Here is a 25,579-nt window from a genome sequence, read left to right on the forward strand (position 1 = left end):
TCCTCACACTGTGGACCCCTCCATTAATAACCGACCTTTTGGTCGGTTGCAACCCCCGTGTCGTCCCCGGTCACCGTCCCGCGGGCTTTTTGCCATCATGAGATCCATGACCACTGCGAAACCGGCCAAGCGCACGGGCCGCCCGGGGCGCCCCGGCTACGACCTCGACTCGCTGCTCGCGGTCGCGGTGAAGGTCTTCAACGAGAAGGGCTACGACGGCACGAGCATGGATGTGCTCGCCGACCGCCTCGGGATCAGCAAGTCGTCGATCTATCACCACGTCTCGGGCAAGCAGGAACTCCTCGAGCTGGCTCTCGGGCGCGCACTCGGGGCCCTCTTCGCCGCGACCACGGAGGCCGGCACCACCGAGGGCCGACACATCGATCGGCTGGAGTACCTGGTCAGACGCAGTGTGGAGATCCTTGCCGCCGAACTCCCCTACGTCACACTGCTGCTGCGAGTACGCGGCAACTCGGTCGTTGAACGCCGGGCACTGGCCCGTCGACGTGAGTTCGACGAGTTCGTCGGCAACCTCGTCATCGGCGCCGCCGAGGAGGGCGACGTCTCCCCGGAGGTCGACCCGGCACTGGTGGCACGGCTGCTGTTCGGCACGGTCAACTCGCTCATCGAGTGGTACCGACCACGTGTCGGGGTCAGCGTCGACGAACTCGCCGACGCCGTGGTCGCGATGACCTTCGACGGACTGCGCCGCCGTCGCTGACCATCGCCACCCCTTGACACGGGACCAACGTCCCGGCGATGGTAATTACCAACCGAATGGACGGTAGAGGGAGCTGGGCTGTGAGCCGATTGTTGGAAAGCTGGACACAAGGACGCTGGTACGCCGCGCCCGACGAGGGCACGCCGTTGCTCAGCGCGGTCGACGGATCGGAGGTGGCGCGGATCTCGGCGACCGGTGTCGATCGCGCCGCGATGGTCGAATACGCACGCACCGTCGGTGGAGAGGCGCTGGCCTCGCTGACCTTCCACGAGCGGGCCGGGTTGCTCAAACAACTCGGCCTCACCCTGATGGCGGGCAAGGACGAGTTCTACGAACTCTCCCGTACGACCGGCGCCACCGACCGCGACTCCGCCGTCGACATCGACGGCGGATTCGGGACCGTCCTGAGTTATGCGAGCAAGGCCCGACGCGAATTGCCCGACGATACCGTCTATCTCGACGGACCGGTCGAGCAGCTCGGCAAGAAGGGCACCTTCCTCGGCCAACACCTCTACACCTCCCGACGCGGGGTTGCGGTGCAGATCAACGCGTTCAACTTCCCGGTGTGGGGTTTCCTGGAGAAGCTGGCCCCGGCGTTCATCGCCGGCGTGCCCACGATCGTCAAACCCGCCAGTGCCACTGCCTATCTCACCGAACTCGTGGTCCGCCGCATCGTCGAGAGCGGCATCCTGCCCGAGGGCTCGGTGCAACTACTGTGCGGCAGCGCGGGCGATCTGCTCGACCATCTCGACGGACAGGATTCGGTGGCCTTCACCGGCTCGGCCGACACCGCCGCCGTGCTGCGCGCCCACCCGACGGTGGTGGCGTCCGGGCTGCACTTCACCGCCGAGGCGGACTCACTCAACGCATCGATCCTCGGTGCCGACGTGGGCGTCGACGACCCCGAATTCGACCTGTACGTGCGGCAACTCGTCACCGAGATGACCGTCAAAGCCGGGCAGAAGTGCACCGCAATCCGCCGTGCCCTGGTCCCCGAGCCCCTCGTCGATGCCGTCGTTGAGGCCGCGTCGGCGAGACTGTCCACGATCCGCGTCGGCAATCCCGCCGCCCCCGACGTGCGGATGGGCGCGCTCGCGAGCACCGAGCAGCGCGATGAGGTCCTGAAATCACTTCGGGGACTGACCAAATCGGCCGACATCGTCTTCGGCGACCCCGACCACGTCGAGCTCGTTGACGCCGAGCGCTCATCAGGAGCATTTCTCTCGCCGATCCTGTTACGCGCCACCGACAGCTGGGCGCCGGAGATCCACGACATCGAGGCCTTCGGTCCGGTGTCGACGGTCATCGGCTACCGCGACACCGACGACGCCATCGCCCTCGCCGCCCGCGGCCGTGGATCGCTGGTGGCCTCGCTGGTGACCGCCGACACCGACGTCGCGGCGACCGTCGTGCGCGGCATCGCCGCCTACCACGGTCGCATTCTGGTGCTCAACGCCGAGGATGCCGCCGAATCCACCGGCCACGGCTCACCGCTGCCGGTCCTGGTGCACGGCGGCCCCGGCCGCGCGGGCGGCGGGGAGGAACTCGGCGGCATCCGCGGCGTGCTCCACCACATGCAGCGCACCGCGGTGCAGGGCACACCGAACATCCTCACCGCGGTCGGACGGCGTTGGGTCGGCGGCGCCGACCGCGTGCAGACCGATGTGCATCCGTTCCGGAAGAATCTGTCGCAGTTGCAGATCGGCGACACCATCGTGGGTGGGCCGCGTCAGGTGACGCGTGCCGACATCGACCATTTCGCCGAATTCACCGGCGACACCTTCTACGCGCACACCGACCCGGAAGCTGCCGCGGCCAACCCCCTCTTCGGCGGCATCGTCGCCCATGGATACCTGGTGGTGTCGCTGGCCGCGGGCCTGTTCGTCGATCCGGCACCGGGCCCGGTGCTGGCCAACTTCGGCGTCGACGGATTGCGATTCCTCACGCCGGTCAAAGCCGAGGACAGCCTCACCGTCACGTTGACGGCCAAACAGATCACGCCACGCCAGAGCGCCGATTACGGTGAGGTGCGCTGGGATGCCGTCGTGACCAACCAGAACGACGACCCGGTGGCGACCTACGACGTGCTCACGCTCGTCGCCAAAGCCGAAAAGGAGTAATCGACATGACCGTTCGCGTTGCCGTCTGCTACGGACAACCCACCGACCCCGCCGCGTTCGACGACTACTACGAGCGGGTACACATCCCGCTCGCGAATGCGATCCCGGGCCTGACCGACTACACCTACGCCAAGGTGTCGACGCTCGACGGCTCCGAGCCGCCATACTACTCGGTCGCGGGCCTGTACTTCGCCGACGACGACTCGTTGAAGGCCGGCCTGGGGTCTCCCGAGATGGCCGCCGCCGCAGGTGATGTGCCCAACTTCGCCACCGGTGGGGTCACCATGTTCACCCACGCCGAGACCTCGGTGCGTCCGTGACGTCGGTTCCCGACGAGGTCACCGACCACGCGATCGCGCGGCGGATGTTCGCCGAGGACAACGCGTCTCGCGCGCTCGGCATCGAGCTCCTCGAGCTCGGTGCCGGGCGGGCGCGGATGTCGATGCGCATCGGAGCACAGATGGTCAACGGCCACGGCATCACCCACGGCGGCTATGTGTTTCTCCTCGCCGACACCGCGTTCGCGGTCGCCTGCAACAGCGGTGACGACGCCGCTGTTGCCGCCCGCTGCGACATCCGCTTCCTGCGCCCCACCCACGCCGGTGACCTGCTCGTCGCCGACGCCCGCGAGGTCGCGGGCTTCGGTCGCAACGGGATCTACGACGTCACCGTCACCTGCGGCGAGCAGGTGGTCGCCGAATTCCGCGGTGACAGCCGCACCATCGCCCGCCCCTGAGCCGCGCGCCGGCCGATCTCAGACGCGGACGACGATCTTCCCGCGCACATGACCGGACTCGCTGCGCTCGTGCGCGGCGGCGGCATCGGCCAGGTCGAACACCTCGGCGATCTCGGGAGTCAGAGCACCCGTCTCGCCGAGTCGCGCAAGTTCTGCGAGGTCGGTGGCGTCGGGCCGCACCCAGACGTACTGGCCCCCGAATTCGTCGCGCGCCCGCGCATCGGTGATGGAGGCGACGGTGCCGCCCACGCGTAACACCTCCGGTACCGAATCCAGCGCGTCACCGCCGACATAGTCGAGGACCGCGTCCACACCCTCGGGTTCGAGCGCGCGTACTCGCTCGGCCAGCCCGTCTCCGTAGGTCACGGGTTCGGCGCCGAGACGTCGGAGGAAGTCGTGATTGGCGGCCGACGCCGTGCCGATCACCCGGGCGCCCATCGACCGCGCGATCTGGACGGCAAACGAGCCGACACCGCCGGCGGCGGCGTGGACGAGCACCGTGTGCCCCGATCGCACGCCCACGCGCCGAATCGTCTGGTACGCGGTGAGCCCGGCGAGCGGAACGGCCGCGGCCTCCTCGAACGACCACCCGGCCGGCTTGCGGGCGAGGGTTCGTACCGGCGCGGCGACGAATTCGGCGAGCGTTCCGCCCGCCACCTCGCCACCGACGACGTCTTTGCGGACGTAGCCGAACACCTCGTCGCCGACCTCGAATTCCGGTGTGTCCAAGCCCACTTGCTCGACGACACCGGCGACATCCCATCCCGGGACGACCGGGAACACGGTGTCGAGGACCTCGGCGAGGTAGCCCTGGCGAACCTTCCAGTCCACGGGATTGACACTCGAGGCGCGCACGCGCACGAGGACGGAGTCGGGTCCGACGTGGGGTGTCGGGAGATCGCGCAGCGTCAGGACATCGGAGCCGCCGAAGCGGTCATAGGTGATTGCTCGCATGGTCGCTGCAACGGGCTCCCCGATCGATTGATTCCGTGGGTTGTCGACCGCTCTGACAGAATTCGGGAAAACCGATACAATACACCGATTAATACCGCTGTACAGATTCAACAGCTTCACGCGATCCTTGATCCGACGCACGAGACATTGGGCGAACGTTGGAGGTTGGCAGTGGAGAACGAGCAGATCGACGTGGTCATCGTCGGTGCCGGGCAGGCCGGTATCGCCATGAGCGAACACCTCGGCGCGCAGGGAATCGAGCACCTGGTGCTCGAGCGTGATCGCGTCGCCGAGCGCTGGCGCTCGTGGCGGTGGGACTCCCTCGTCGCCAACGGGCCGGCGTGGCACGACCGCTTCCCGAACATGCAGTTCGATGCCGACCCCGATTCCTTCGTCGGAAAGGACGGCGTAGCCGACTATCTCGCAGCCTACGCCTCGATGATCTCCGCGCCCATCCGCACCGGTGTCGAGGTGATCTCGGTCCGACGACACAACGGCCGCTCGGGTTTTCGTGTCGAAACGAGCGAGGGCACCATCGACGCCCGCTTCGTCGTCTCGGCAACCGGGGCCTTCCAGAAGCCTGTCATCCCGCCGCTGGTACCCGCCGATTCGGCACTGCACCAGATCCATTCGAGTTCCTATCACCGGCCACAGCAGCTACCCGACGGCGCGGTACTCGTCGTCGGTGCCGGCTCGTCGGGTGTGCAGATCGCCGACGAACTCCGCGAATCGGGGCGTACGGTCTATCTTGCGGTCGGACCGCACGACCGTCCCCCGCGCAGCTATCGCGGCCGTGACTTCTGTTGGTGGCTCGGCGTTCTCGGCAAGTGGGACATGGCCGTTCCGCCCGCCGGGGCCGAGCATGTCACGATCGCCGTCAGCGGCGCTCACGGCGGACACACCGTCGATTTCCGCAGCCTCGCCGCCGATGGCATCACCCTGCTCGGACGTGCGGAGGCCGTCGTCGACGGAGTCATGACCTTTGCCGACGACCTGCGCGCCAACATCGAGGCCGGTGACGCCAACTACCTGTCGATGCTCGACGAGGCCGACGCCCACATCGCCCGCAATGGGCTCGATCTGCCCGAGGAACCGCAGGCCCGGGTCATCGGACCCGATCCGGCCTGCGTCACCACACCGGTCCGATCACTCGACCTGGCGGCGCATTCGGTGACCTCCATCGTGTGGGCCACCGGCTTCGCCTACGACTACGACTGGCTACAGGTCGCGGCTCTCGACGAACTCGGTCGGCCGCGGCATCAGCGCGGTGTCTCCAGCGAGCCCGGCGTGTATTTCCTCGGGCTGCCATGGCTGTCGCGACGCGGATCGAGCTTCATCTGGGGTGTCTGGCACGACGCCAAGTATCTCGCCGATCAGATCGCCATCCAGCGCGGTTACCTCGCCTACGAAGCGCCCGCTCTCGCCGCACGCTGAGCCCCGACACCTGACAGCCGAAAGGATTCTCTCCATGAGCGCCGCACCCTCCCGCGGGGTCACCCACACCCGGATCCGTCCGTTCAACACCCGCGACACCTATCCCGAGCAGAACCTCGACAACGATCTGTGCCAGGCCGTCGTCGCAGGCGGCGTGGTGTACCTGCGCGGTCAGATCGGACAAGACCTCGACACGCGCGAGTCGATCGGCATCGGCGATGTCGAGGCACAGGCCGACAAGGCCATGGCCAACATCGCGATGCTGCTCGACGAGTCGGGGAGTTCGCTGCGCGACATCGTCAAGGTCACCGTGTATCTCACCGACATCCGGTTTCGCGAGACCGTGTACCGCGTGATGGGCCGATGGCTCACGGGTGTCTTCCCCGTCTCCACCGGACTGGTCGTCGAGGCGCTCGCCCGACCCGAGTGGCTCGTCGAGATCGATGCGACCGCCGTTGTCAGCGAACCCGTTCTCACCGAACCGAAGTCCGACGATCGATGACACTCTCACTGATCGCCCACGAACCGGCAACGGGCGCCTTCGGCATCGTGATCTGCTCGTCGAGCCCGGCGGTCGCCGCGCGCTGCGCGCACCTGCGGCCAGGTGTCGGTGTGGTCGCCTCGCAGAACATCACCAATCCGGCGCTGGGCACCGCCGTGCTCGATGAGATGGCTGTTGGCGCCAACGCGGCGGATGCTCTGGCAAATGCACTGTCGCGGGAGCGCTTTCCGGACCATCGACAGGTCACCGCGGTCGGGGCCGATGGCACGACAGCAGTGCACTCGGGCTCGCAGAGCCTCGGTGTGTACGGTCACATCGAGGCCGAGAACGTGGTCGCCGCCGGCAATCTCCTGGCCGACGAGAGCGTTCTCACCGAACTGGTGACCGGCTACACCCGCAGTAGGGCAGAACATCTCGAGGAGCGACTACTCGACGGTCTACGTGATGCGCTCGCTGCCGGCGGTGAGGCCGGCCCGGTGCATTCGGCCGGACTGCTCGTCGTGGCCGACGTCGACTGGCCGGTCACCGATCTGCGGGTCGATTTCGCCGACGACCCAGTGGACGAACTGAGTGCCCTCTGGCAGATCTGGGCACCACAGAAGGACGACTACCGGGTGCGCGGTATCGACCCGACGCGCGCCCCCTCGTACGGCGTTCCGGGGGATCTGTGAGCACCCTCGACTCGGCGCTCGCCGATAAGGTCGCCGCCGATCACTCGCTGCTGACCACGCTGTCCCGGGAGCTGTACGATGATCCCGAGATTGCCTGGGAGGAAGTACGTTCGGCGCGGCGGGTGGCCGATCGCCTGTCCGACGCCGGCTTCGAGATCACGGAGAAATACTGCGGGCTCGACACCGCCTTTGCCGCGACGATCGGGACCGGCGACCTCCATTTCGCGCTGTGCGCCGAGTATGACGCACTTCCTGGCCTCGGTCACGCCTGCGGCCACAATCTGATCTCGGCGATCACCGTCGGTGCGGCGCTCGCGCTCGCGCCGCTCACCGACGATCTCGGGTTGCGTCTGACCGTCATCGGCACACCGGCCGAAGAGGGCGGCGGGGGCAAGATCGAGATGCTCGAACGCAACGGTTTCGATGGTCAACACGCTGCCGCAATGGTGCATCCAGGACCGGTCGATGTGGCGCGGGCCCGGCCATTTGCTGTGTCGCACAACCATATCGAGTATCACGGCAAGGCTGCGCACGCCGCCGCCTACCCCGAGCGTGGGGTCAACGCCGCCGATGCGTTCACTGTCGCGCAGGTTGCGATCGGGCTGCTTCGGCAACAGCTGCCGTCGTCGGTGCGCGTGCACGGGATGATGACCCGTGGCGGGGAGGCGCCCAACGCCATCGCCGAGCACACCGAGGGCCGCTGGTATGTGCGGGCCGAGACGCTCGCCGAACTCGCCGAGGTGACGCCCCGGGTACTGCGCTGCTTCGAGGCCGGCGCCCTGGCGTCCGGGGCTCGGCTCACTGTGACACCCGAATCCCGTCCGTACGCCGAATTCCGCACCGACGAGCAACTTCTCGGACTGTACGAACGTCGTGCCACCGCACTCGGTCGGCGTTTCGAGACCGGACCGGACTCGATGATGGCACGGGCATCGACCGACATGGGCAATGTGTCGCAGCTACTCCCCGCGATCCATCCCTACATCGGTATCGATTCGATGCCGGCGGTCAATCACCAGGCCGAGTTCGCCGCGGCCACCCTGAGCCCGGCCGCCGAGACCGCGATCGCGCACGGTGCGCTCGCGATGGCGGGAACCGTTGTCGACGCCGCGATGCAGTCGACTGTTCGGACTCGTCTGCTGGGCGCCCACTGACCCACCGTCCCCCACCGACCCAACGGAGGAGAACATCGTGTCCACCGAGCCTCATGCCGCCTTCCGTATCGAACACGACCTGCTCGGCGACCGGGAGATCCCCGCCGGGGCCTACTACGGTGTGCACACCGCCCGTGCACTCGAGAACTTCCCGATCAGCGGGGTTCCGATCGCCGTCCACCGCGATCTGGTGATTGCACTGGCCTCGGTCAAACAAGCAGCAGCGCAGACCAATCGCGAACTCGGGCTCCTCGACCCAGTCATCGCCGGGGCGATCACGGACGCCTGTACCGAGATTCGCGGTGGCGCGCTACACAATCAGTTCGTTGTCGACCAGATCCAGGGCGGCGCGGGAACGTCGACGAACATGAACGCCAACGAGGTCATCGCCAACCGTGCACTCGAGATCCTCGGTCACCCGCGAGGCACCTACACCGTCGTGCACCCGCTCGAGCACGTCAATCTCGGGCAGAGCACCAACGACGTCTACCCGACGGCGGTCAAGGTGGCCCTCGGATTCGCCGCTCGCGCCCTGGAGACCTCGCTGCGCGAACTGGCGGCGCGCTGTGTGGCCAAGTCGCAAGAATTCGGCGACATGCTCAAGCTCGGACGCACCCAATTGCAGGACGCGGTGCCGATGACCCTGGGCCAGGAGTTCGGCGCGTACGCGGTGACCATCGTCGAGGACGCCGACCGGATCGCCGAGGCTGCCCTGCTGATCGCCGAGATCAACTTGGGCGGCACCGCCATCGGGACCGGTCTCAACACCGATCCGGAGTACGCCGCACGGGCCTGCGAACATCTGCGCACCATCACCGGTTTGCCGCTGAGCACCGCCGGCGATCTCGTGGAGGCCACCTCCGACGTCGGCGCATTCGTGCAGCTGTCCGGGGTCACCAAACGGGCCGCGGTGAAGCTGTCCAAGATCTGTAATGATCTGCGGCTCTTGTCCTCCGGACCCCGCGCAGGCTTCAACGAGATCAATCTCCCGCCGGTGCAGGCGGGGTCGAGCATCATGCCGGGCAAGGTCAATCCGGTGATCCCGGAGGCGGTCAACCAGGTGGCCTTCGAGGTGGTCGGCAATGATCTGACGATCACCATGGCCGCCGAGGCCGGACAGTTACAGCTCAACGCATTCGAGCCCGTCATGGCTCGTGCACTGCTGTCGTCGCTGACCCACCTGACCGCCGCCGTGGACGTTCTCGGCGAACGCTGCATCGCAGGCATCACCGCCAATCCCGATCGTATGCGCGAGGCCGTCATGGGATCGGCGAGCCTGGCCACCGTCCTGAATCCGCTGCTCGGTTACGAGGTGGCCACCGCCCTGGTGGCCGAGGCGATTGCCACCGGCGCTTCGATTCCCGATCTGGTCCGGCGCTCCCGACTCGTCGACGACGACGTCCTGGCACGCATATTCAGTCCTGCACTCCTGTCGCGTCCACACTCGGCGGTCGAGGTCGCGCGCGACCGCCGATGATGTCGGCGCAGGCGAGTACCGCAGCGAGGTAGCCACGGAGTGCGGTACGCGCGGCGTCGGCATCCACCTCGCGGTTACGGGCGACGAGGTGGATGCCGTAGCCATCCTCGAGAGCCACCGCCGTGGCCGCGATCCGTTCGGCGTCATCGCCGAGGTCGAAGACACCGGACTCCACCCCGGCTGAGATGACGTCGCGGTAGAGCGAGACCTCGAGTTCGAACAGTCTCGACATCAGTTCGGCATGACGCGGTTCGCGCGCGCTGTGCAGATGCAACTCGTACAGTGCGGGCCACATCGGATCGTCAGGGTCGCAGACACCGAGGTCCACCAGCATCCGCAACCGTCCCACCGGATCGTCCTGGGTGGTCATGGCCGTTCGCCGACCCCCGTGGAACCGTTCGACGGCCCGCTCGTGGACGGCGAGCAGGAGGTCGTCGAGTTCTGGGTAGTAATAGGCGACCGAGCCCGCCGACATCGCCGCGGCCTCGGCGATGTCCTTGAGCCGCAGCCCGATCAATCCTCGCTCGGCGATGGCAACCGTTGCGGCGGTGATGATCTCGGAGCGCCTGGCATCCTGTCTTCGAGGTCTGGCCATGTGTGCCGATCCTGCCTTGCACCGCCGGGTGATGCAACATGCCCCGGCTGCATCGATCCAGCCGATGTCACGGATCGGATCTTCGCACGACGAGATCCCGCTGACAGCTGTGCGCGGTGGCCGAGCTCGCGATACCGTCGGTTCATTCTTTGAGATTGAAACCAAAGAATGAGGTGCTCCCTCACAGTCCAGCCCCCCCCCGGAGTGTTCCCATGCGCGATCCCCGCTACGACGTCCTCTTCGAACCGGTCACCATCGGACCGGTCACCGCCCGCAACCGCTTCTTCCAGGTGCCGCACTGCAACGGCATGGGGTACCGCGATCCCTCCGGCGAGGCCGCGATGCGCCGCACCAAGGCCGAGGGAGGCTGGGCCGTGGTCTGCACCGAGCAGGTGGAGATACACCCCACCTCCGACATCGGCCCGTTCATCGAGCTACGCCTCTGGGACGACAAGGACATGCCGGCGATCGCCCGCATCGCCGAGCAGATCCACGAGGGCGGCGCACTCGCCGGCATCGAGCTGGCACACAACGGCCTCAACAGCCCCAATCTCATCAGCCGCGAAACCCCCTTGGCGCCACAACATCTGCCCGTCGTCTCGTGGAACTTCGATCCGGTTCAGGCACGCGCGATGAGCAAGTCCGACATCGTCGACCTACGCAAGTGGCATGCCGATTCGGTGCACCGGTCACTGCGAGCGGGCTACGACATCGTCTACGTCTACGCCGGGCACGCCATCGGCGGCCTGCACCACTTCCTCTCGCCCCGCTACAACAACCGCACCGACGAGTACGGCGGGAGCCTGGAGAATCGGGTGCGGTTGATCCGCGAGATCCTCGAGGACACCCGGGAGATCGCCGACGGCAAAGCGGCTGTCGCCTGCCGCATCTCGGTGGATGAACTCCTCGGTGACGACGGCATCACCCGCGCGGAGATGGAGGACGTGTTCGGCCTCATCGGCGAGCACCCCGACCTGTGGGACCTGGTGCTCGGCAGCTGGGAGGACGATTCGGTGACCTCGCGGTTCGGCCCCGAGGCCGAACAGGAACCGTTCGTCACCGGACTCAAGCAGCTCACCACGAAACCCGTTGTCGGCGTGGGCCGCTTCACCTCCCCGGACACCATGGTCCGCCACGTCCGCAGCGGCATCCTCGATCTCATCGGCGCCGCCCGGCCCTCCATCGCGGATCCGTTCATGCCCAACAAGATCGAACGTGGAGATCTCGCGGACATCCGCGAATGCATCGGCTGCAACATCTGCGTGTCCGGCGACTTCACCATGTCGCCCATCCGCTGCACCCAGAACCCGACCATGGGTGAGGAGTTCCGTCGCGGCTGGCATCCCGAACGCATCGCGCCGGCCACCTCGACGTCGTCGGTGCTCGTGGTCGGAGCCGGGCCGGCGGGCTTGGAAGCCGCGCGCTCGCTGGGCAACCGCGGCTATCCGGTGACCCTCACCGAGGCGAGCCGCGTACTCGGCGGGCGCGTGGCCAAGGAGTCCACGCTCCCCGGCCTGTCCGCATGGATTCGGGTCGTCGACTACCGGCTGCAACAGCTCGATCGTCTCGACAACGTGGAGGTCTATCGCGAGTCACCGATGACCGAGCAGGATATCCTCGAGTACGGCTTCGACCACGTGGTGGTCGCCACCGGCTCGTCGTGGCGTCGTGATGGGGTGGGCCGCTGGCACACCCACCCCATCGAGATCGACCCCACCCCCGAAGTCCTCACCCCCGATGACATCATCGCCGGGCTTCGTCCCGCCGGAAAGCGCATCGTGCTCTTCGACGACGACCACTACTACCTCGGCGCCGTCATCGCGGAGTTGCTCGCCAAGGAGGGGTATGCGGTCACCCTGGTCACCCCCGCGCCGCAGGTGTCGCAATGGACGGTGAACACCATGGAGGCCCACCGCATCCGGGCTCGGATCATCGAGGCCGGCGTGGAGGTCCGCACCGACACCGCACTCACCGCGATCGGTGCCGGCGGCGTCGGCACCGCCTGCCGATTCACCGGGCGCACCGGAGAACTCGACGCCGACGCCGTCGTCCTCGTCACCGCCCGACTCCCCCACGACGAGCTGTACACGGCCCTGCATGCACGCGCCGACGAGTGGTCTGCCGCAGGCGTGCGCTCGGTACGCGGCATCGGCGACGCGTGGGCACCCTCGACGATCGCCGCCGCGGTGTGGGCGGGCCATCGGTACGCCGAGGAACTCGACGTCGAGAAGTCCGATGACCCGGTGCCGTTCCGGCGCGAGGTCACCCAGTTGTCCATCGAACCGGTGTTCCGGACACCGGTGACGGCCTCGTGACCGGCCCGAAGGAGTAACCATGTACGCCTCTCATGTCTTCACCAATGCCGCACTCTGGCGGCCGGATGACGTGAGCGGTGCCGATACCCTCGCCGTAGCCGACGGAGTGATAATCTCCGTCGGCCGCGGCGTCGATCGGGCACTGCTCGGGCCTGCCACCGAAGTCCACGACCTCGGTGGCGCAAGCCTCCTGCCGGGCTTCATCGACGCCCACGTGCATCCGGTGGCCGGCGGGCTCGCCGCCCTCCGGTGCGACCTGTCCGAGCTGCCGCACACCCGACGCGGCTACCTCGACGCGATCGCCGCATATGCGCGTGCCCATCCGGACGAGCCGGTGATCAGTGGAAGCGGTTGGTACGGAGATGCTTTCGTCGGTGGTCTACCCACCTGCGGCGATCTCGACGAGGTCGTCGCCGACCGCCCGGTGGTGCTCTCGAGCCATGACGGTCACGGCGTGTGGGTCAACAGCGAGGCTCTCCGCAGGGTCGGCATCGACACGTCGACACCCGACCCCAGCGGCGGCCGCATCGAGCGGGACGCGCACGGCACACCGACCGGAATCCTCTTCGAGCGCGCCGGCGATCCGGCGAATGCGTTGATCCCCGACTACGACGAGGCCTTCCTGCGGCGCGCACTGCTGATCGCACAGCAGCGCCTGCATGCGGCGGGTGTCACCGGCTGGCAAGATGCCGGCGTCGACATCCCGGCGTTCGGGCTGTCGGATACCCTCGCCACCTACCTCGCCGCCGATGCCGCGGGCGAGCTGACCGCCCGCGTCTGCGGCGCCCTGTGGTGGGCCGCCGACGAGGGCGTCGGGCAGCTCGACACCCTGCGGGAGCGTCGAGCACAGGGCCGGGGACACCGCTTTCACGTCGACACCGTGAAGGTGATGCAGGACGGCATCTGCGAGAACTGCACCGCCGCGATGTTGGCGCCGTACTCGGACCTGCCGGCCGGAGCATCTCCGACAGGACTGTCCTTCATCGATCCCGCCGAGCTCGCGCAGGTGTGTGCACTATTGGTGCGCAACGACTTTCACATCCACATGCACGCCGTCGGCGATCGGGCGGTCCGCGAATGCCTCGATGCGCTGGGCGCCGCGCGGTCGGCACGCTCCGGCTTCGATGCCCGGCATCAGATCGCTCACCTCGACGTGGTCGACCCGGCCGACATCCCGCGGTTCGCGCAACTCGGCGTCATCGCCAACATCCAGGCACTCTGGGCGCGACGCGATACCGAGATCGTCGAACGCAAGCTCCCGCTACTGGGACCCGATCGCGAACCCTTCCACTTCCCGTTCGGGTCGATCCGGGCCGAGGGCGGGGCGCTCGCAATGGGCAGCGACTGGCCGGTGACCGATCCTAATCCGTTGTGGGCCATCCACACCGCGGTGCACCGAACGGGGTCGATCGCCGATCCGCACGCCATCGGAGACGACGCCCGGACGGTACCGCTCGTCGCCGGGGAGGCCATCACCTTGCGCGCGGCCGTCGACGCCTACACGGTCGGCTCCGCCCGCGCCATGCACGCCGAGGATCGCGCGGGCTCGCTGACCGTCGGCAAGGACGCCGACCTCGTCGTGCTCGATGAAGACATCCGCACGGCCGTCGACATCGGGGCTCTGACCGCGACGATGACGATGGTGGGCGGCACCGTGGTGCACGCCATCTGAGTGCCGTCGTCGGCGAGAGACATCTTCCGACGAACATGAAACCCGGGGAGGAATGTTGCTCCCCGGGTTTCGGCAGTGGCCGGGCGCGGGCCGACGGCGTGACGCCGCGTCAGCCCAGATACAGCGCGAACTGCTTGAGCAGCGGCTGGGTCACGCGGTACTCGCCACGCCAGCCACGTCGCAGGGTGAACGCCTCGCCGGCGGAGATCGTATGCGCCACACCGTCGTCACCGGTGAGCGTGACCGATCCCTCGAGGACCCGCGCGTACTCGTCACCCGGATAGGACTCGATGAACTCGGTGTATGGCTGTGCCGACCACGAGCCGACGACGAATTTCTCGTCCGCGCTGACGAGGTGGGTGGCCTCGCGCTCGGCGGGGTCGCCGGCGCGCAGGGTCTCCGGGGTGACGTAGGCGCTCGGCGTCATCGCGGTGCGGGCGGCGTCGTCGGTGGAGATGATCTGCGGGGTGGTCGATTGCAGGGTGCTCATGGGTACTCCTTCAGGGATGATCGATCGGTGACAGGTGATCCGGCGAATGCCGGCTACGAGATCTGTGCGGCGACAGCCGGGGTGTCGGTACCGACCGGCGTCGAGGGGGTCACGCGTCCTCGGAGGTAGCCGACGATCGCGATCAGGGCGAGCACTGCGAGCGTGCCCAGGGTGAACACCTCGAACCGCAGCCGACCCACTCCCCAGGTCTCGACGAAGTCGTAGTGCACACCCATGAGGTTCTCCAGGGTCCCGGGGAACACCGCCACCCAGACACCGAGCGCGGCCCAGAACGTGGTCAGGGCGACAGCCACCGCCAGGCCCGCGCGACCCCCGGGGATCGCGTAGGGGCGCTTGATGTCGGCGTGGGTGAATCGCAGCCGCAGTGCTGCCGGGAACACGAACAGATAGGCGACCAGGGACGTCGAGATGGTGATGGTGAGGACGACGGTGAAGGTGGCGGCGCTGTCGCCCCGCGAGAAGAGGACGCCGACGATCATGAACAGCAGCGCGATGACGCCGGTGAAGACGTTGACACGCACCGGCGAATTGCGCTTCTCGTCGAAGCGCGCGAAGTACGGGAAGAAGCCTCCGTCGGAGGCCGCCACTGCCAGAGCGCGATTGGCCGCCACCGCCCACGTGGCGCCGGTGATGCCGAGTCCGATGATGAAGGCGACGACCGCGATCTTGACCAGGATCGACGCGGCCGGACCGTAGACACCGAAGACAGTGTCCACCGCGGCCATGAATCCGCCGATTCCGGTGATCGCCTCGGCCGGGAGGACCAGCAGCAGCGCCAGGACGGGCAGCGCATAGACCGCCAGTCCGACGAACCCGCCGAGCGCGATACCGCGCGGTACGTCGCGCTGCGGGTTGGCCATCTCGCCGCCCGCCTGACTCGGTACCTCGAACCCGACGAGCGAGAACAGCAGCAGCGGAACGAGTCCCAGGAATCCGGCCATCGTGGGCGACCAGCTGACCGCACCGATGCCGTGAAAACCGTGGTCGATGCCGTAGACGACGGTGGTGATCAGGAAGACCGCGGCGAGGCCGAGCTTGAGATAGGTGCCGATCCGGAAGATCACCCGTGCTCGTCGCATCGACAGGAGCGTCACCCCCACCGAGGCGCACACGAAAACGATCTTGAAGGCGAAGTCGCCGAGAGTTCCCGAACCCACCGGATGAATGAAGCCGCTCCACGCCTGGGTACTGATGAACGCAAGCGAGCCGCCGATCCACAGCGGATTGATCGACCAGTACATGACGGTGGCGATCGATCCGGGTAGGCGGCCGAAGGCACGCTTGACCCATTCGTAGAGGCCGCCCTCGTCGGGGAAAGCGCTGCCCAACTCGGCCGTCACCAGCCCGTACGGGATCATCCAGAGCAGTGCCAGGACGAGCAACCAGGTGAACGTCTCGCCGCCGAACGACGAGATCTCACCGACCATGTCGAGGCTGATCAGCGCCGACAAGATCATGATCGGGACGTCGAGGCGCCGGAGCGACCGTTTCAGATGCAGATCCGGACCGTCCTGGCCTACTGGATGAGTTCCCATGAAACAACTCCTGATTGCGAGACAAAGTATGACGTGCACTACAAGACTGAGTCTGACGATCACATCTGTACAGTCGTTGTTTTCTTGGTTTAATATCGGTTCAGTCGAATCAACGGAGGCGGGACATGGCCGACTACACCCTGCGGCAACTCGAGTACTTCGTTGCGGTCGCCGAGGCCGGCAGTATCACCAAAGCCGCTGCCGCCGTCCATCTTTCACAGTCGGCGATGTCGACGGCCCTGACCGACCTCGAGGGTGCCCTCGGCGTGCAGCTGTTGGTGCGTCATCACGCGAAGGGCATCACCCTGACCCCGTCGGGTCGGGAGCTCCTCGTGGCGAGCAGGCAACTGCTGACCTCCGCGGCCGATCTGCGGTCCATCGCGCACGGACTGGGCGGCTCACTGACCGGATCGCTGTCGATCGGCTGCTTCGAGGTGATGGCGCCGTACCTGTTGCCCGAATTGCTCAGCACCGCTGCGGAAAAGCTTCCGCGTCTAGATCTGCAGACCACCGAGGTCGACCTCGCCGATCTCGCCGAGGGCGTCGCCGACGGCACCTTCGAACTCGGTATCGGATACGACCTCGTCGACGACGCCCGTCTCAAACGGTGGCCGCTGCGTACCGTACCGCCGTACGTGCTCGTGTCGGGGACCCACCGGTTGGCAAAGCGAAAGTCGGTGCGGCTGCGCGAACTCGCCGACGAGCCGATGGCCCTGCTCGATCTACCGCACAGTCGCGACTACTTCGGACGTGTCTTCGGCGACGCCGGGGTGGAGCCGGCGATCCGCTACCGCTCCACGACGGTCGAGACATGTCGGGCGCTCGTCGGACGGGGACTGGCCTACACAGTGCTCAACCTGCAGTCGGCGGTGCCGGTGGCGCTCGACGGACACGAGGTCGCGGCGATCCCCATCGCCGACGACGCCCCGGCACTCACGATGGTGCTGCTCAGCGCGGTCGCCGCCCGTCCCACGCGCCGCGCGGCCGTGGTGGCCGAACTCTGCCGGGATCTGTTCGGGAGTTAAGACGCGGACGCCCCGACCGGCGCAATGAGTTCGGCCGCAATGAGTTCGGCGACACGTTCGGCGATGCTCATGATGGTGCCGACCGGATTGACCGAGGTCAGCGTCGGCAGCACCGACGCATCCACCACCCGCACACCGCTCACGCCACGCACCCTCAGATCGCTGTCGAGAACGGCGAGCGGGTCACCATCGCGACCCATGCGGCACGTGCCGGACACGTGATAGACCGTCTGGTGCGTCGCTCGCAGCGCGGCCGAGAGCTCCTCGTCGCCAACCACCTCCGGTCCCGGGAATACCTCTCGGACAATCCACTTCGCCATCGGCTCGGTCTCGGCGATGCGACGGGCCGCACGAACACCGGCCAGCAGCACGGCCTCGTCCGCCCCGGACTGATCGGTGAAGTACCGGTAGTCGATGGCCGGCGGAGTCGCCGGATCGGCATCGGTGATCCACACCCGCCCGCGGCTGCGGGGCTTGGCCACATTGGGTGTGATCGAGACGATGTGCTCGGGCAGTTCCGCACCGGCGGCGACGGCATGATCGGCGACGGCCTCGACCGGAAAGTGCATCAACACGTCCGGCCGTGCCGGGCTGTCGGCCGAGATCCGCAGCGCCGCACCGGCGTCCCAGCCGGTCGCGCAGGTCGACGGCACGTCGCGATCGGTCTCCCAGACGATCAGCCCCTCGGCATGATCCATCAGGTTCTCGCCCACCCCGGGCAGGTCGAGCAACACCGGCACCCCGGCGGCGCCCACCACGTCCGCGGGCCCGATCCCCGATCGCTGCAGGATAGCCGGCGATCCGAGAGCACCGGCGCACACGATCACCTCCACTGCGGCGCGCACCTCGTACTCGGCCCCGTTCTCGTCGACGGCCACCACACCTACCGCGTGTGTCCCGTCGAACAGGATTCGAGAAACCGAACTATTCTGCAGCAGAGTCAGATTGGCGCGCGACCGGACGTCATGGAGATAGTGCACCGACGTCGATGACCGGAGATTGGTGTCCGGGGCGTAGCCGATCTCGAAGAAGCCGGCGCCCTCTCCCGTCGAGGCGAAGTCGTCGTCGCTGTTCCACGCCGTCCGCACAGGCAGGCCGAGCGCCTCCCCGGCCGCGGCGACGACGTCGGCCACGTAGGGGTTGCGATCCTGCTCGGCGACCGGCGTGATGGGGGTGGCCAGTCGATCGAAGCATCGTCCGAGGGTGTGCACATCCCAGCCGACGACGCCGAGGTCGGCCCACTCCTCGAGGTCCGCGGCCAGCGGCCGCCAGGTGATCATCGTGTTGGCGGTCGAGCATCCACCGAGAATGTGCATGCGCGACTGGCGGATTCCCGAGTTCCCGCGCTCCTGCGGGATGCTGCGGTAATCCTGGTCGTACTCGCTCTCGATCATCTCCGCCCACCGGCGGATCGATCGGGCACGAGGCTCGTGCTCGTCGTCGGGACCGGCCTCGAGCACCGTCACCGTGACGTCGGGACGTTCGCTGAGCCGTGCGGCGACGATACAGCCGGCGGTGCCACCGCCAACCACCACGTAGTCGCTCATCACGCGACCGACCCAGACACCAGCGAGGCCGACGGCACAGGCATCTTCGCGCGCATCAGCACGTAGTAGAGGGGGCAGATCACCGCGAGCCCCACCAGCCACGAAATATCCACGCCGCCGAGCGATGTAGCAATAGGACCGACCCACAGGGTGGTCGAGAGGAAAGGGATCTGCAACGCGATGCCGAGGACGTAACAGGTGATGGCCGTCCAGTTGAAGCGACCATAGACTCCGCCGTCCTTGGCGAACAGCGAGTCGATGTCGTAGTCACCGTGGCGCAACAGGTAGTAGTCGACGAGGTTGACCGCGGTCCACGGGATCAGCACGCACAGCAGCAGGGAAAGGAAATTGGCGTAGTTGGCCAGGAAGTCGTCGGCGCTGAGAAGGGCAGGCGCCATGGCGATGGCGAAGAGCACGACGGCGATCACCGCGCGGCTCGTTGCCTGCGGACGCCACCACGCAAAGATGTTCTGCCCGATGGTGATCGTCGACAATGCACCACAGTAGAGGTTCATCCCGTTGGTGACGCTGATGCCCACCGCGAAGATCACGAAGAGCCCGGTCGAGATGCCGTGGGTCAGCGTCGACAGGCCGTCGAGGGTGTCGGCGGCGGGCAGAGCAGCACCGACGACCACACCGAGGAGCATCGGCAGCACCGATCCGAGTACACAGCCGGAGTAGGTGGCCCAGAACGCGGTGGTCACCCCGGTGTCCTTGGGTAGATACCGCGTGTAGTCGGAAACGTAGGGCGCATAAGCGATCTGCCATAGTGCCGCGGCCGAGAAGGTGGCCATGAAACCGGCCCAGCCGAATCCGCCGCCATGCCACGTGCCGCTGGGCAGGCCCTGCACCCCGACCATCCACACGAACGCGATGATCAATGCCACACCCGCCACCACCGACAACACCGCGGCCATCGAGTGGATCAACCGGTAGCCGATGATGGTGACACCGACGCTGATCGCACCGATGATCACGATCGCCCAGTTGGTCGGCAGGCCGGTCACCGCCGCGAAGGCCTTGCCACCGAGGACCGCGTTGGAGGCGAAGAACCCCAGGTACATGAAGACGACGAGCACCACCACCAGAAGGCTTCCCAGCGAGCCGAACTGGGCGCGGGTCTGCAGCATCTGAGGCACGCCCATCTGCGGACCCTGCGCGGCGTGCAACGCCATCACGACACCGCCGACGACGTTGCCGGCGATCACCGCGAGCGCCCCGGCCCACAACGGCAGACCGAACACGGTGGTCGCGAGTGCGCCGGTGATGATGGTCAGGAGCATGATGTTGGAGCCGAACCACACGGTGAAGATGTCGCGGGCGCGACCGTGCCGTTCGTCATGCGGAATGTGATCGATGGTGCGGCGTTCGAGTGCCGGCGCGGCACCCGGGGCGCCGGATTCTGGTGTGCTCGTCATGGGTTGGTCGGCTCCTGGCTGGGATCGTGATCGCTGTTCGGCCAGTATTCGACACCGGCCATCCCAGAGAAAACAGAATCTTTCTGGCTTCTGTATCACCGGAGTCGATGCAATACCCACGCCGCAATCTTCGGCTGAACCGATGCAGATCATCCAATAATTCGGCTCAACTGGATCTATCGACCGGCGCGGACATCGGCCATCCTGGGTCCATGCCCGCACCCTCCGCATCCACCCCGATCGACTGGCACGCGCGAGCGGCCGGCCTGAAGCCGCCCACCGACGCACTCATCGACGGTCGCCCGGTACCCGCGATCTCAGGCTCCACCTTCGACGTCGTCAACCCGGCGACCGAAGAGGTGCTGGTGAGCGTGTCCGCGTGCGACACGGCCGACGTCGACGCCGCGGTGGTGGCGGCTCGACGGGCCTTCGACGACGGCCGGTGGTCCCGCCTGTCGGCCGCCGAGCGTGGCGCGGTACTCAACCGCTTCGCCGATCTTCTGCTCGACCACAGCGACGAACTCGCGCTGCTCGTCACCCTGGAGATGGGGAAGGCCATCACCGATTCGCTCGACGTGGAGATACCCGGCGCGGCTGCGGTCTTTCGCTACTACGGCGAGGTCATCGACAAGATCCCCGGTGAGCTTCCGCCGACCGCCGACGGAAGCGTCGCCATGGTGCGGCGCGTCCCCCTGGGAGTGATCGGCGCGGTGGTGCCGTGGAACTTCCCGCTCGACATCGCCGCCTGGAAACTCGCTCCAGCCCTGGCCGCAGGCAACTCCGTGGTCCTCAAACCCGCCGAGGAGTCACCTCTGTCGGCACTGCGGATGGCCGAGATCGCCCTGGATGCAGGCATACCCGCCGGAGTGTTCAACGTGGTACCGGGCCTCGGGGCCACCGCCGGAGCAGCTCTGGGACGACACCCCGACGTCGACTGCCTCACCTTCACCGGGTCGACGGAGGTGGGCAAGAAGTTCCTGGCCTACAGCGCCGAATCCAACATGAAACAGGTGTGGCTCGAATGCGGCGGCAAGAGCCCCAACATCGTCTTCGCCGATTGCGCAGATCTCGAGCAGGCCGCGGAGATGGCGTGTTTCGGGATCTTCGGTAACCAGGGCGAGGTGTGCTCGGCCAACAGTCGTCTACTGATCCAGCGTGACATCGTCAACGAGTTCGCCGCCGCACTGATCGACAAGGCGGCGGCCTACCTGCCGGGCGACCCGCTCGATCCGGCATCGAACGCCGGTGCGATGGTCTCGCGCAAGCAACTCGACCTCGTCCTGAGCTACATCGACCGCGCCCACACCGACGGACGGATCATCCTCGGCGGCAACCGGATCGGCGACACCGGCTTCTTCCTGGAACCGACCGTCGTCACCGACCTGCCGGTCGACTCGCCGGTGGTGACCGACGAGATCTTCGGCCCGCTGCTCGCGATGATCCCCTTCGACACCGAGGAAGAAGCCGTCGCACTGGCCAACGACACCCCGTATGGGCTGGCCGCGTCGGTGTGGACGGCGAGCCTCGACCGAGCCCTGCGTGTGTCCGAGGCGCTGCATGCCGGCACCGTGTCGATCAACACCGTCGACGCGTTGTCGCCGGGCACACCGTTCGGCGGCTTCAAGGGATCAGGCTTCGGCGCGGACCTGTCAATCCACGCGATCGACAAATTCACCGGCCTCAAAACCACCTGGATCGCCCGGCGCTGAATGCTCGCGCGCCCAATGCTGTTGGCGGGTCAGGAGTTGGCCGCCGCACCCGCCACCGCGGACTCGACGAGATTGCCCTTGTCCAGTGCCGCACCGGCGTTCACCGCCGCAAGCCAGTCGTCCGTCGTGGCCACGGCCGCGAAGTTCGAGTGATAGAGCACCATCAGCGTGTTGTGCAACTGCTCCGCCGACACCTTGCCGGCGTCGTTGGCGAGGTGGATGGCGCCGGTCGCGTCGGAGAGGATTTCCGCGGTCAGGCCGCGCGTTTCGGATTCGGCGGCGGTCGCGAGATCGCAGTTGTTGGTCATGTAGCCGACGATCGTGATGGTGTCGACGCCCCGCTCGGCGAGCCACTCGCCGACCCCGGTGCCGGCGAAGACGGTACCGAACTGTTTGTCGGCGACCTTCCAGTCCGCCCCGACCCGCCGCTCGATGTCCGGATGAAATTGCCAGCCGTGCGACCCCTCCGCGTACACCGGGAAGTCGGCCGGAAGGGTGTGCCGCAGAGCCACTATGGGTAATCCGGCCTCGGTCGCGGCGTCGATGGCACGGGTGATGTTGGCCAGCGACTCCTCTCGCGGCGGGTACTGGATCTGCATCGGACCGTCGAAGTAGTCGTTCTGGACGTCGACGACGACGAGTGCGCGGGTGGGTGCGGTCATGTCGGGCCTTCCTTCTGGCTCGGCGGACGGTCATCCTCGCCGTCCCCGACTCACTCTGCTGCGTTACGCTGACCCACGACAGTGGCGCGAATGCCGTTTTCCGATGAGATCGTGCCACGGAGTAGGTGCATCGATGCGAGTCGCGATTCATGTGTTCGACGGCGTCAGTCTCTTTCATGTCGCTGCACCGCAAATGGTCTTCCGGGAGGCCGCGGTGGTGGCGCCCGACCCGGCGCTCTGGTCGATCTCCTTGTGGGCCGCCCGCTCCGGAGATGTCGAGCTCGACATGGGGCAACGCCTCAGCGGGATCAGTGGTCCAGAGGCGACCACCGCGGCGGACATCGTCATCGTGCCGTCATGGCCCGAGTCGGCACCGGAGATCGACGACGTGGTGCGTTCGGCTCTGCTCGATGCCCACGAGCGGGGCGCGATCATCGCCGGGCTGTGTCTCGGGGCCATCGCCGTCGCCGACACCGGTCTCCTCGACGGCCGCGGCGCGGTGACGCATTGGCTGGGCACCCGCGAGCTGGAGCGTCGGGGGCGGTGCGGCTGGGTCGACGATTCAGTTCTCTACATCGACCACGGCGACGTGATCACCTCGGCCGGCACGGTGTCGTCGGTCGATGCCTGCCTGCACCTGCTGCGCCGATTGCGCGGCGCCGACCTGGCCAATCGCGTCGCCCGACGCATGGTGGTCGCCCCGCACCGCGACGGTGGTCAAGCGCAATACATCGAACATCCGCTCGCCACAAGCGAATCCGACACCTCGGTCAGTGCGGTGCTGGAATGGGTGATCGGCCATCTGGACTCCGACCTGTCGGTGCCGGCGCTGGCGGCCCGAGCCCGGATGAGTCGACGCAGCTTTCTACGCCACTTCCGCGACGCCACCGGCACCACCCCCGCACGATGGGTGACCACGCAACGGGTCGCCCATGCCCGCACCCTGCTCGAGACCACCGACCTCGACATCGGGCTCATCGCACACCGGTGCGGATTCGGCAGCGAGGTCACCCTCCGCCAGAACTTCGTCGCCCGGTTCGGCGTGTCACCATCGATGCACCGCAACCAGTTCCGGCCCGGCTGACCTGACCGCCGACGCTCAGTCCACCAGATCCTCATACCGGTATTCGGTGGTGATCGTCTCGTTGTCCCGATGCGCCACGGTCTCCCGCTGCTGCAGTTCGACGCGACGGATCTTGCCGGAGATGGTCTTGGGCAGTTCGAAGAACTCGACGCGGCGCACCTTGAGATAGGGCGCGAGGTGATCTCGGGAGTACTCCAGGATCGAGCGCGCGGTCTTTTCGTCGGGTTCCCACCCGGAGGCCAGTGCCACATACGCTTTCGGGACGGCCAGACGGGTGTCGTCGGGCTGCGGGACGACTGCCGCCTCCACGACGGCGGGATGCTCGATGAGCACGCTCTCCAGCTCGAAGGGCGAGACCTTGTAGTCCGAGGACTTGAAGACGTCGTCGGTGCGCCCGATGTAGGTGATGTAGCCGTCGGAATCACGTTGCGCCACATCGCCGGTGTGGTAGTAGCCACCGGCCGTCACGAGTGCGTTGCGCTCCGGATCGCCGAGGTATCCGGTCATGAGATTGACCGGATGCTGCGCGAGGTCCAGACAGATCTCGCCCTCGTCGGCGAGTTCGCCGCTGATCGGATCGATCAGCACCACCGGAACACCGGGCATCGGCCGGCCCATCGACCCCGCCTTGACCGGCGCGCCCGGCGTGTTCCCGACCTGCAGGGTGGTCTCGGTCTGCCCGAAGCCGTCGCGGATGGTCAGGCCCCACGCATTTTCCACCTGCCGGATGACATCGGGATTGAGGGGCTCTCCGGCGCCGAGCAACTCCCGCATACCCTCGGGTCGCTCGCCGAGGTCGGCCTGGATGAGCATGCGCCACACAGTCGGTGGCGCACAGAAGGTGGTGACGCGCGCCCGCCGCAGCTGTGCCATGAGGGCCTGCGCGTCGAAGCGTGCGTAGTTGTAGACGAAGATCGTCGCCTCGGCGATCCACGGTGCGAAGAAACAACTCCAGGCATGTTTGGCCCAACCCGGTGAGCTGATCGCCAGATGAACGTCGCCGGGGCGCACCCCGATCCACGCCATGGTGGTGAAATGTCCCACGGCATAACTGGTCTGGGAATGCTCGACGAGCTTGGGACGACTGGTGGTGCCGGAGGTGAAGTAGATGAGCATCGGATCGCCGACCTCGGTGACGACGTCGAACGGCCCGGCGGAGGTGACCGATGCCGAGTCGGCGTAAGCGTGCCAGCCCGGTACCGCGTCGCCGACCGCGATGCGCAGATAGTCGCCGTCGATCTCGGCGAACTTGGCGGTGTCGGCGGCGTTGACGATGACGCATCGCGCCGCACCACGGTCGATCCGGTCGCGCAGGTCGGCCGGCCCCAGCGCGGCGGTCGTGGGCATGACGATGGCCCCGAGCTTGCACACCGCGAGCATCGCCTCCCACAGCTCGACCTGATTGCCGAGCATCAGGATCACGCGATCGCCCTTGCCGATGCCCAACTCGGCCAGCCAGGTCGCCACCCGGTCCGAGCGCGTGGCCATCTCGTCGAACGACACCTTGGTCTCGGTGCCGTCCTGCTCGCACAACCAGAGCGCGGTGCGGTCGTTGTCGCGCGCGATGACGTCGAACCAGTCGATCGCCCAGTTGAACCGGCCGGTGATGGCCGGCCACCGGAACTCTCGGACCGCGGTCTCGTAGTCGCCGATGAGGCGGACCATCTGGTCTCGCGCGACGCGATATCGCTCGGTGTTGGTCGTCGCGGGGCTGTCGGTGGCGGTGGTGCTGGTCAT

Annotated in this window: 22 protein-coding genes; 14 read left to right on the forward strand and 8 right to left on the reverse strand. The window is 67.1% G+C overall.

Going from position 1 to position 25,579, the window contains the following annotated elements; translation table 11 throughout:
• Window positions 1-106 precede the first annotated feature (106 nt).
• The 4 genes from J6U32_RS24845 to paaI all read left to right on the forward strand — a co-directional run bounded on the left by J6U32_RS24845 (window position 107) and on the right by paaI (window position 3,577).
• Complete coding sequence (locus J6U32_RS24845; protein ID WP_014361429.1) at window positions 107-721, forward strand: TetR/AcrR family transcriptional regulator; 615 nt, start codon at window positions 107-109, stop codon at window positions 719-721.
• Window positions 722-801: 80 nt separating this feature from the next.
• The gene (gene paaZ / locus J6U32_RS24850) at window positions 802-2,841 is read left to right on the forward strand and encodes a phenylacetic acid degradation bifunctional protein PaaZ (RefSeq protein ID WP_208792592.1); all 2,040 of its coding nucleotides are present in this window, start codon (window positions 802-804) and stop codon (window positions 2,839-2,841) included.
• Window positions 2,842-2,846: 5 nt separating this feature from the next.
• A complete protein-coding gene (locus J6U32_RS24855; protein WP_208792593.1) occupies window positions 2,847-3,161 on the forward strand; it encodes an EthD family reductase in 315 nt (104 codons plus the stop codon).
• 44 nt (window positions 3,162-3,205) lie between these two features.
• Window positions 3,206-3,577 carry a hydroxyphenylacetyl-CoA thioesterase PaaI gene (paaI, locus tag J6U32_RS24860; protein ID WP_208796325.1) on the forward strand — a complete coding sequence of 124 codons (372 nt, stop codon included), beginning with the start codon at window positions 3,206-3,208 and terminating at the stop codon, window positions 3,575-3,577.
• An 18-nt stretch (window positions 3,578-3,595) separates the two neighbouring features.
• Here paaI and J6U32_RS24865 read toward each other — a convergent pair whose 3' ends face one another.
• Window positions 3,596-4,531 (reverse strand): NADP-dependent oxidoreductase, encoded by a 936-nt coding sequence (locus J6U32_RS24865; RefSeq protein ID WP_208792594.1) that lies wholly within the window; start codon window positions 4,529-4,531, stop codon window positions 3,596-3,598.
• Between the two features lie 171 nt (window positions 4,532-4,702).
• Here J6U32_RS24865 and J6U32_RS24870 point away from each other — a divergent pair, with 171 nt between their 5' ends.
• Genes J6U32_RS24870 through J6U32_RS24890 form a run of 5 tightly spaced genes read left to right on the forward strand, consistent with a single transcriptional unit; the run spans window position 4,703 to window position 9,769 of the window.
• Entirely contained in the window at window positions 4,703-5,965 is a 1,263-nt protein-coding gene (locus J6U32_RS24870; protein WP_208792595.1) for a flavin-containing monooxygenase, read from the forward strand.
• A gap of 34 nt (window positions 5,966-5,999) precedes the next feature.
• On the forward strand, window positions 6,000-6,467 hold the full coding sequence (locus J6U32_RS24875) for a RidA family protein (protein WP_006369744.1): 468 nt from the start codon (window positions 6,000-6,002) through the stop codon (window positions 6,465-6,467).
• Window positions 6,464-7,138 carry a DUF1028 domain-containing protein gene (locus J6U32_RS24880; protein WP_208792596.1) on the forward strand — a complete coding sequence of 225 codons (675 nt, stop codon included), beginning with the start codon at window positions 6,464-6,466 and terminating at the stop codon, window positions 7,136-7,138. The genes J6U32_RS24875 and J6U32_RS24880 overlap by 4 nt, the downstream gene beginning before the upstream one ends.
• Entirely contained in the window at window positions 7,135-8,292 is a 1,158-nt protein-coding gene (locus J6U32_RS24885; RefSeq protein WP_425324093.1) for a M20 family metallopeptidase, read from the forward strand. Before J6U32_RS24880 ends, J6U32_RS24885 begins: the two co-directional genes overlap by 4 nt.
• Before the next feature lie 37 nt (window positions 8,293-8,329).
• Window positions 8,330-9,769, forward strand: a complete 1,440-nt coding sequence (locus J6U32_RS24890; RefSeq protein ID WP_208792597.1) for an aspartate ammonia-lyase — start codon at window positions 8,330-8,332, stop codon at window positions 9,767-9,769.
• Here J6U32_RS24890 and J6U32_RS24895 read toward each other — a convergent pair.
• Window positions 9,708-10,364, reverse strand: a complete 657-nt coding sequence (locus J6U32_RS24895; protein ID WP_208792598.1) for a TetR/AcrR family transcriptional regulator — start codon at window positions 10,362-10,364, stop codon at window positions 9,708-9,710. The two genes, J6U32_RS24890 and J6U32_RS24895, sit on opposite strands and share 62 nt — an antisense overlap.
• Window positions 10,365-10,576: 212 nt before the next feature.
• Between J6U32_RS24895 and J6U32_RS24900 the strand changes: the two genes are divergently transcribed.
• Window positions 10,577-12,679, forward strand: a complete 2,103-nt coding sequence (locus tag J6U32_RS24900; RefSeq protein ID WP_208792599.1) for an FAD-dependent oxidoreductase — start codon at window positions 10,577-10,579, stop codon at window positions 12,677-12,679.
• 19 nt (window positions 12,680-12,698) lie between these two features.
• Window positions 12,699-14,351, forward strand: coding sequence for an amidohydrolase (locus tag J6U32_RS24905; protein ID WP_208792600.1), 1,653 nt, complete (start codon window positions 12,699-12,701; stop codon window positions 14,349-14,351).
• 109 nt (window positions 14,352-14,460) lie between these two features.
• Here J6U32_RS24905 and J6U32_RS24910 read toward each other — a convergent pair whose 3' ends face one another.
• Both J6U32_RS24910 and J6U32_RS24915 read right to left on the reverse strand, forming a co-directional pair.
• The gene (locus J6U32_RS24910; RefSeq protein ID WP_208792601.1) at window positions 14,461-14,841 is read right to left on the reverse strand and encodes a cupin domain-containing protein; all 381 of its coding nucleotides are present in this window, start codon (window positions 14,839-14,841) and stop codon (window positions 14,461-14,463) included.
• A 53-nt stretch (window positions 14,842-14,894) separates the two neighbouring features.
• Entirely contained in the window at window positions 14,895-16,397 is a 1,503-nt protein-coding gene (locus tag J6U32_RS24915; RefSeq protein ID WP_208792602.1) for an APC family permease, read from the reverse strand.
• Window positions 16,398-16,522: 125 nt separating this feature from the next.
• Between J6U32_RS24915 and J6U32_RS24920 the strand changes: the two genes are divergently transcribed.
• Window positions 16,523-17,422 carry a LysR family transcriptional regulator gene (locus J6U32_RS24920; RefSeq protein WP_208792603.1) on the forward strand — a complete coding sequence of 300 codons (900 nt, stop codon included), beginning with the start codon at window positions 16,523-16,525 and terminating at the stop codon, window positions 17,420-17,422.
• Here the strand turns inward: J6U32_RS24920 and J6U32_RS24925 are convergent.
• Both J6U32_RS24925 and J6U32_RS24930 read right to left on the reverse strand, forming a co-directional pair.
• Window positions 17,419-18,969 (reverse strand): GMC family oxidoreductase, encoded by a 1,551-nt coding sequence (locus tag J6U32_RS24925; RefSeq protein ID WP_208792604.1) that lies wholly within the window; start codon window positions 18,967-18,969, stop codon window positions 17,419-17,421. The genes J6U32_RS24920 and J6U32_RS24925 overlap by 4 nt on opposite strands.
• Window positions 18,969-20,387: a purine-cytosine permease family protein gene (locus J6U32_RS24930; protein ID WP_079928699.1), complete on the reverse strand. Its 1,419-nt coding sequence runs from the start codon at window positions 20,385-20,387 to the stop codon at window positions 18,969-18,971. Before J6U32_RS24930 ends, J6U32_RS24925 begins: the two co-directional genes overlap by 1 nt.
• A 212-nt stretch (window positions 20,388-20,599) precedes the next feature.
• On the opposite strand from J6U32_RS24930, the gene J6U32_RS24935 reads away from it, so the two are divergent.
• Complete coding sequence (locus J6U32_RS24935) at window positions 20,600-22,096, forward strand: aldehyde dehydrogenase family protein (protein ID WP_208792605.1); 1,497 nt, start codon at window positions 20,600-20,602, stop codon at window positions 22,094-22,096.
• Window positions 22,097-22,125: 29 nt separating this feature from the next.
• Here J6U32_RS24935 and J6U32_RS24940 read toward each other — a convergent pair whose 3' ends face one another.
• Complete coding sequence (locus J6U32_RS24940) at window positions 22,126-22,758, reverse strand: isochorismatase family protein (protein WP_208792606.1); 633 nt, start codon at window positions 22,756-22,758, stop codon at window positions 22,126-22,128.
• Between the two features lie 133 nt (window positions 22,759-22,891).
• Between J6U32_RS24940 and J6U32_RS24945 the strand changes: the two genes are divergently transcribed.
• Entirely contained in the window at window positions 22,892-23,842 is a 951-nt protein-coding gene (locus tag J6U32_RS24945) for a GlxA family transcriptional regulator (protein WP_208792607.1), read from the forward strand.
• Between the two features lie 15 nt (window positions 23,843-23,857).
• On the opposite strand, the gene J6U32_RS24950 is transcribed toward J6U32_RS24945, so the two are convergent.
• A complete protein-coding gene (locus J6U32_RS24950) occupies window positions 23,858-25,579 on the reverse strand; it encodes an AMP-binding protein (RefSeq protein WP_208792608.1) in 1,722 nt (573 codons plus the stop codon).

Source organism: Gordonia polyisoprenivorans, assembly GCF_017654315.1.
Taxonomy (GTDB): Bacteria; Actinomycetota; Actinomycetes; order Mycobacteriales; family Mycobacteriaceae; genus Gordonia; species Gordonia polyisoprenivorans_A.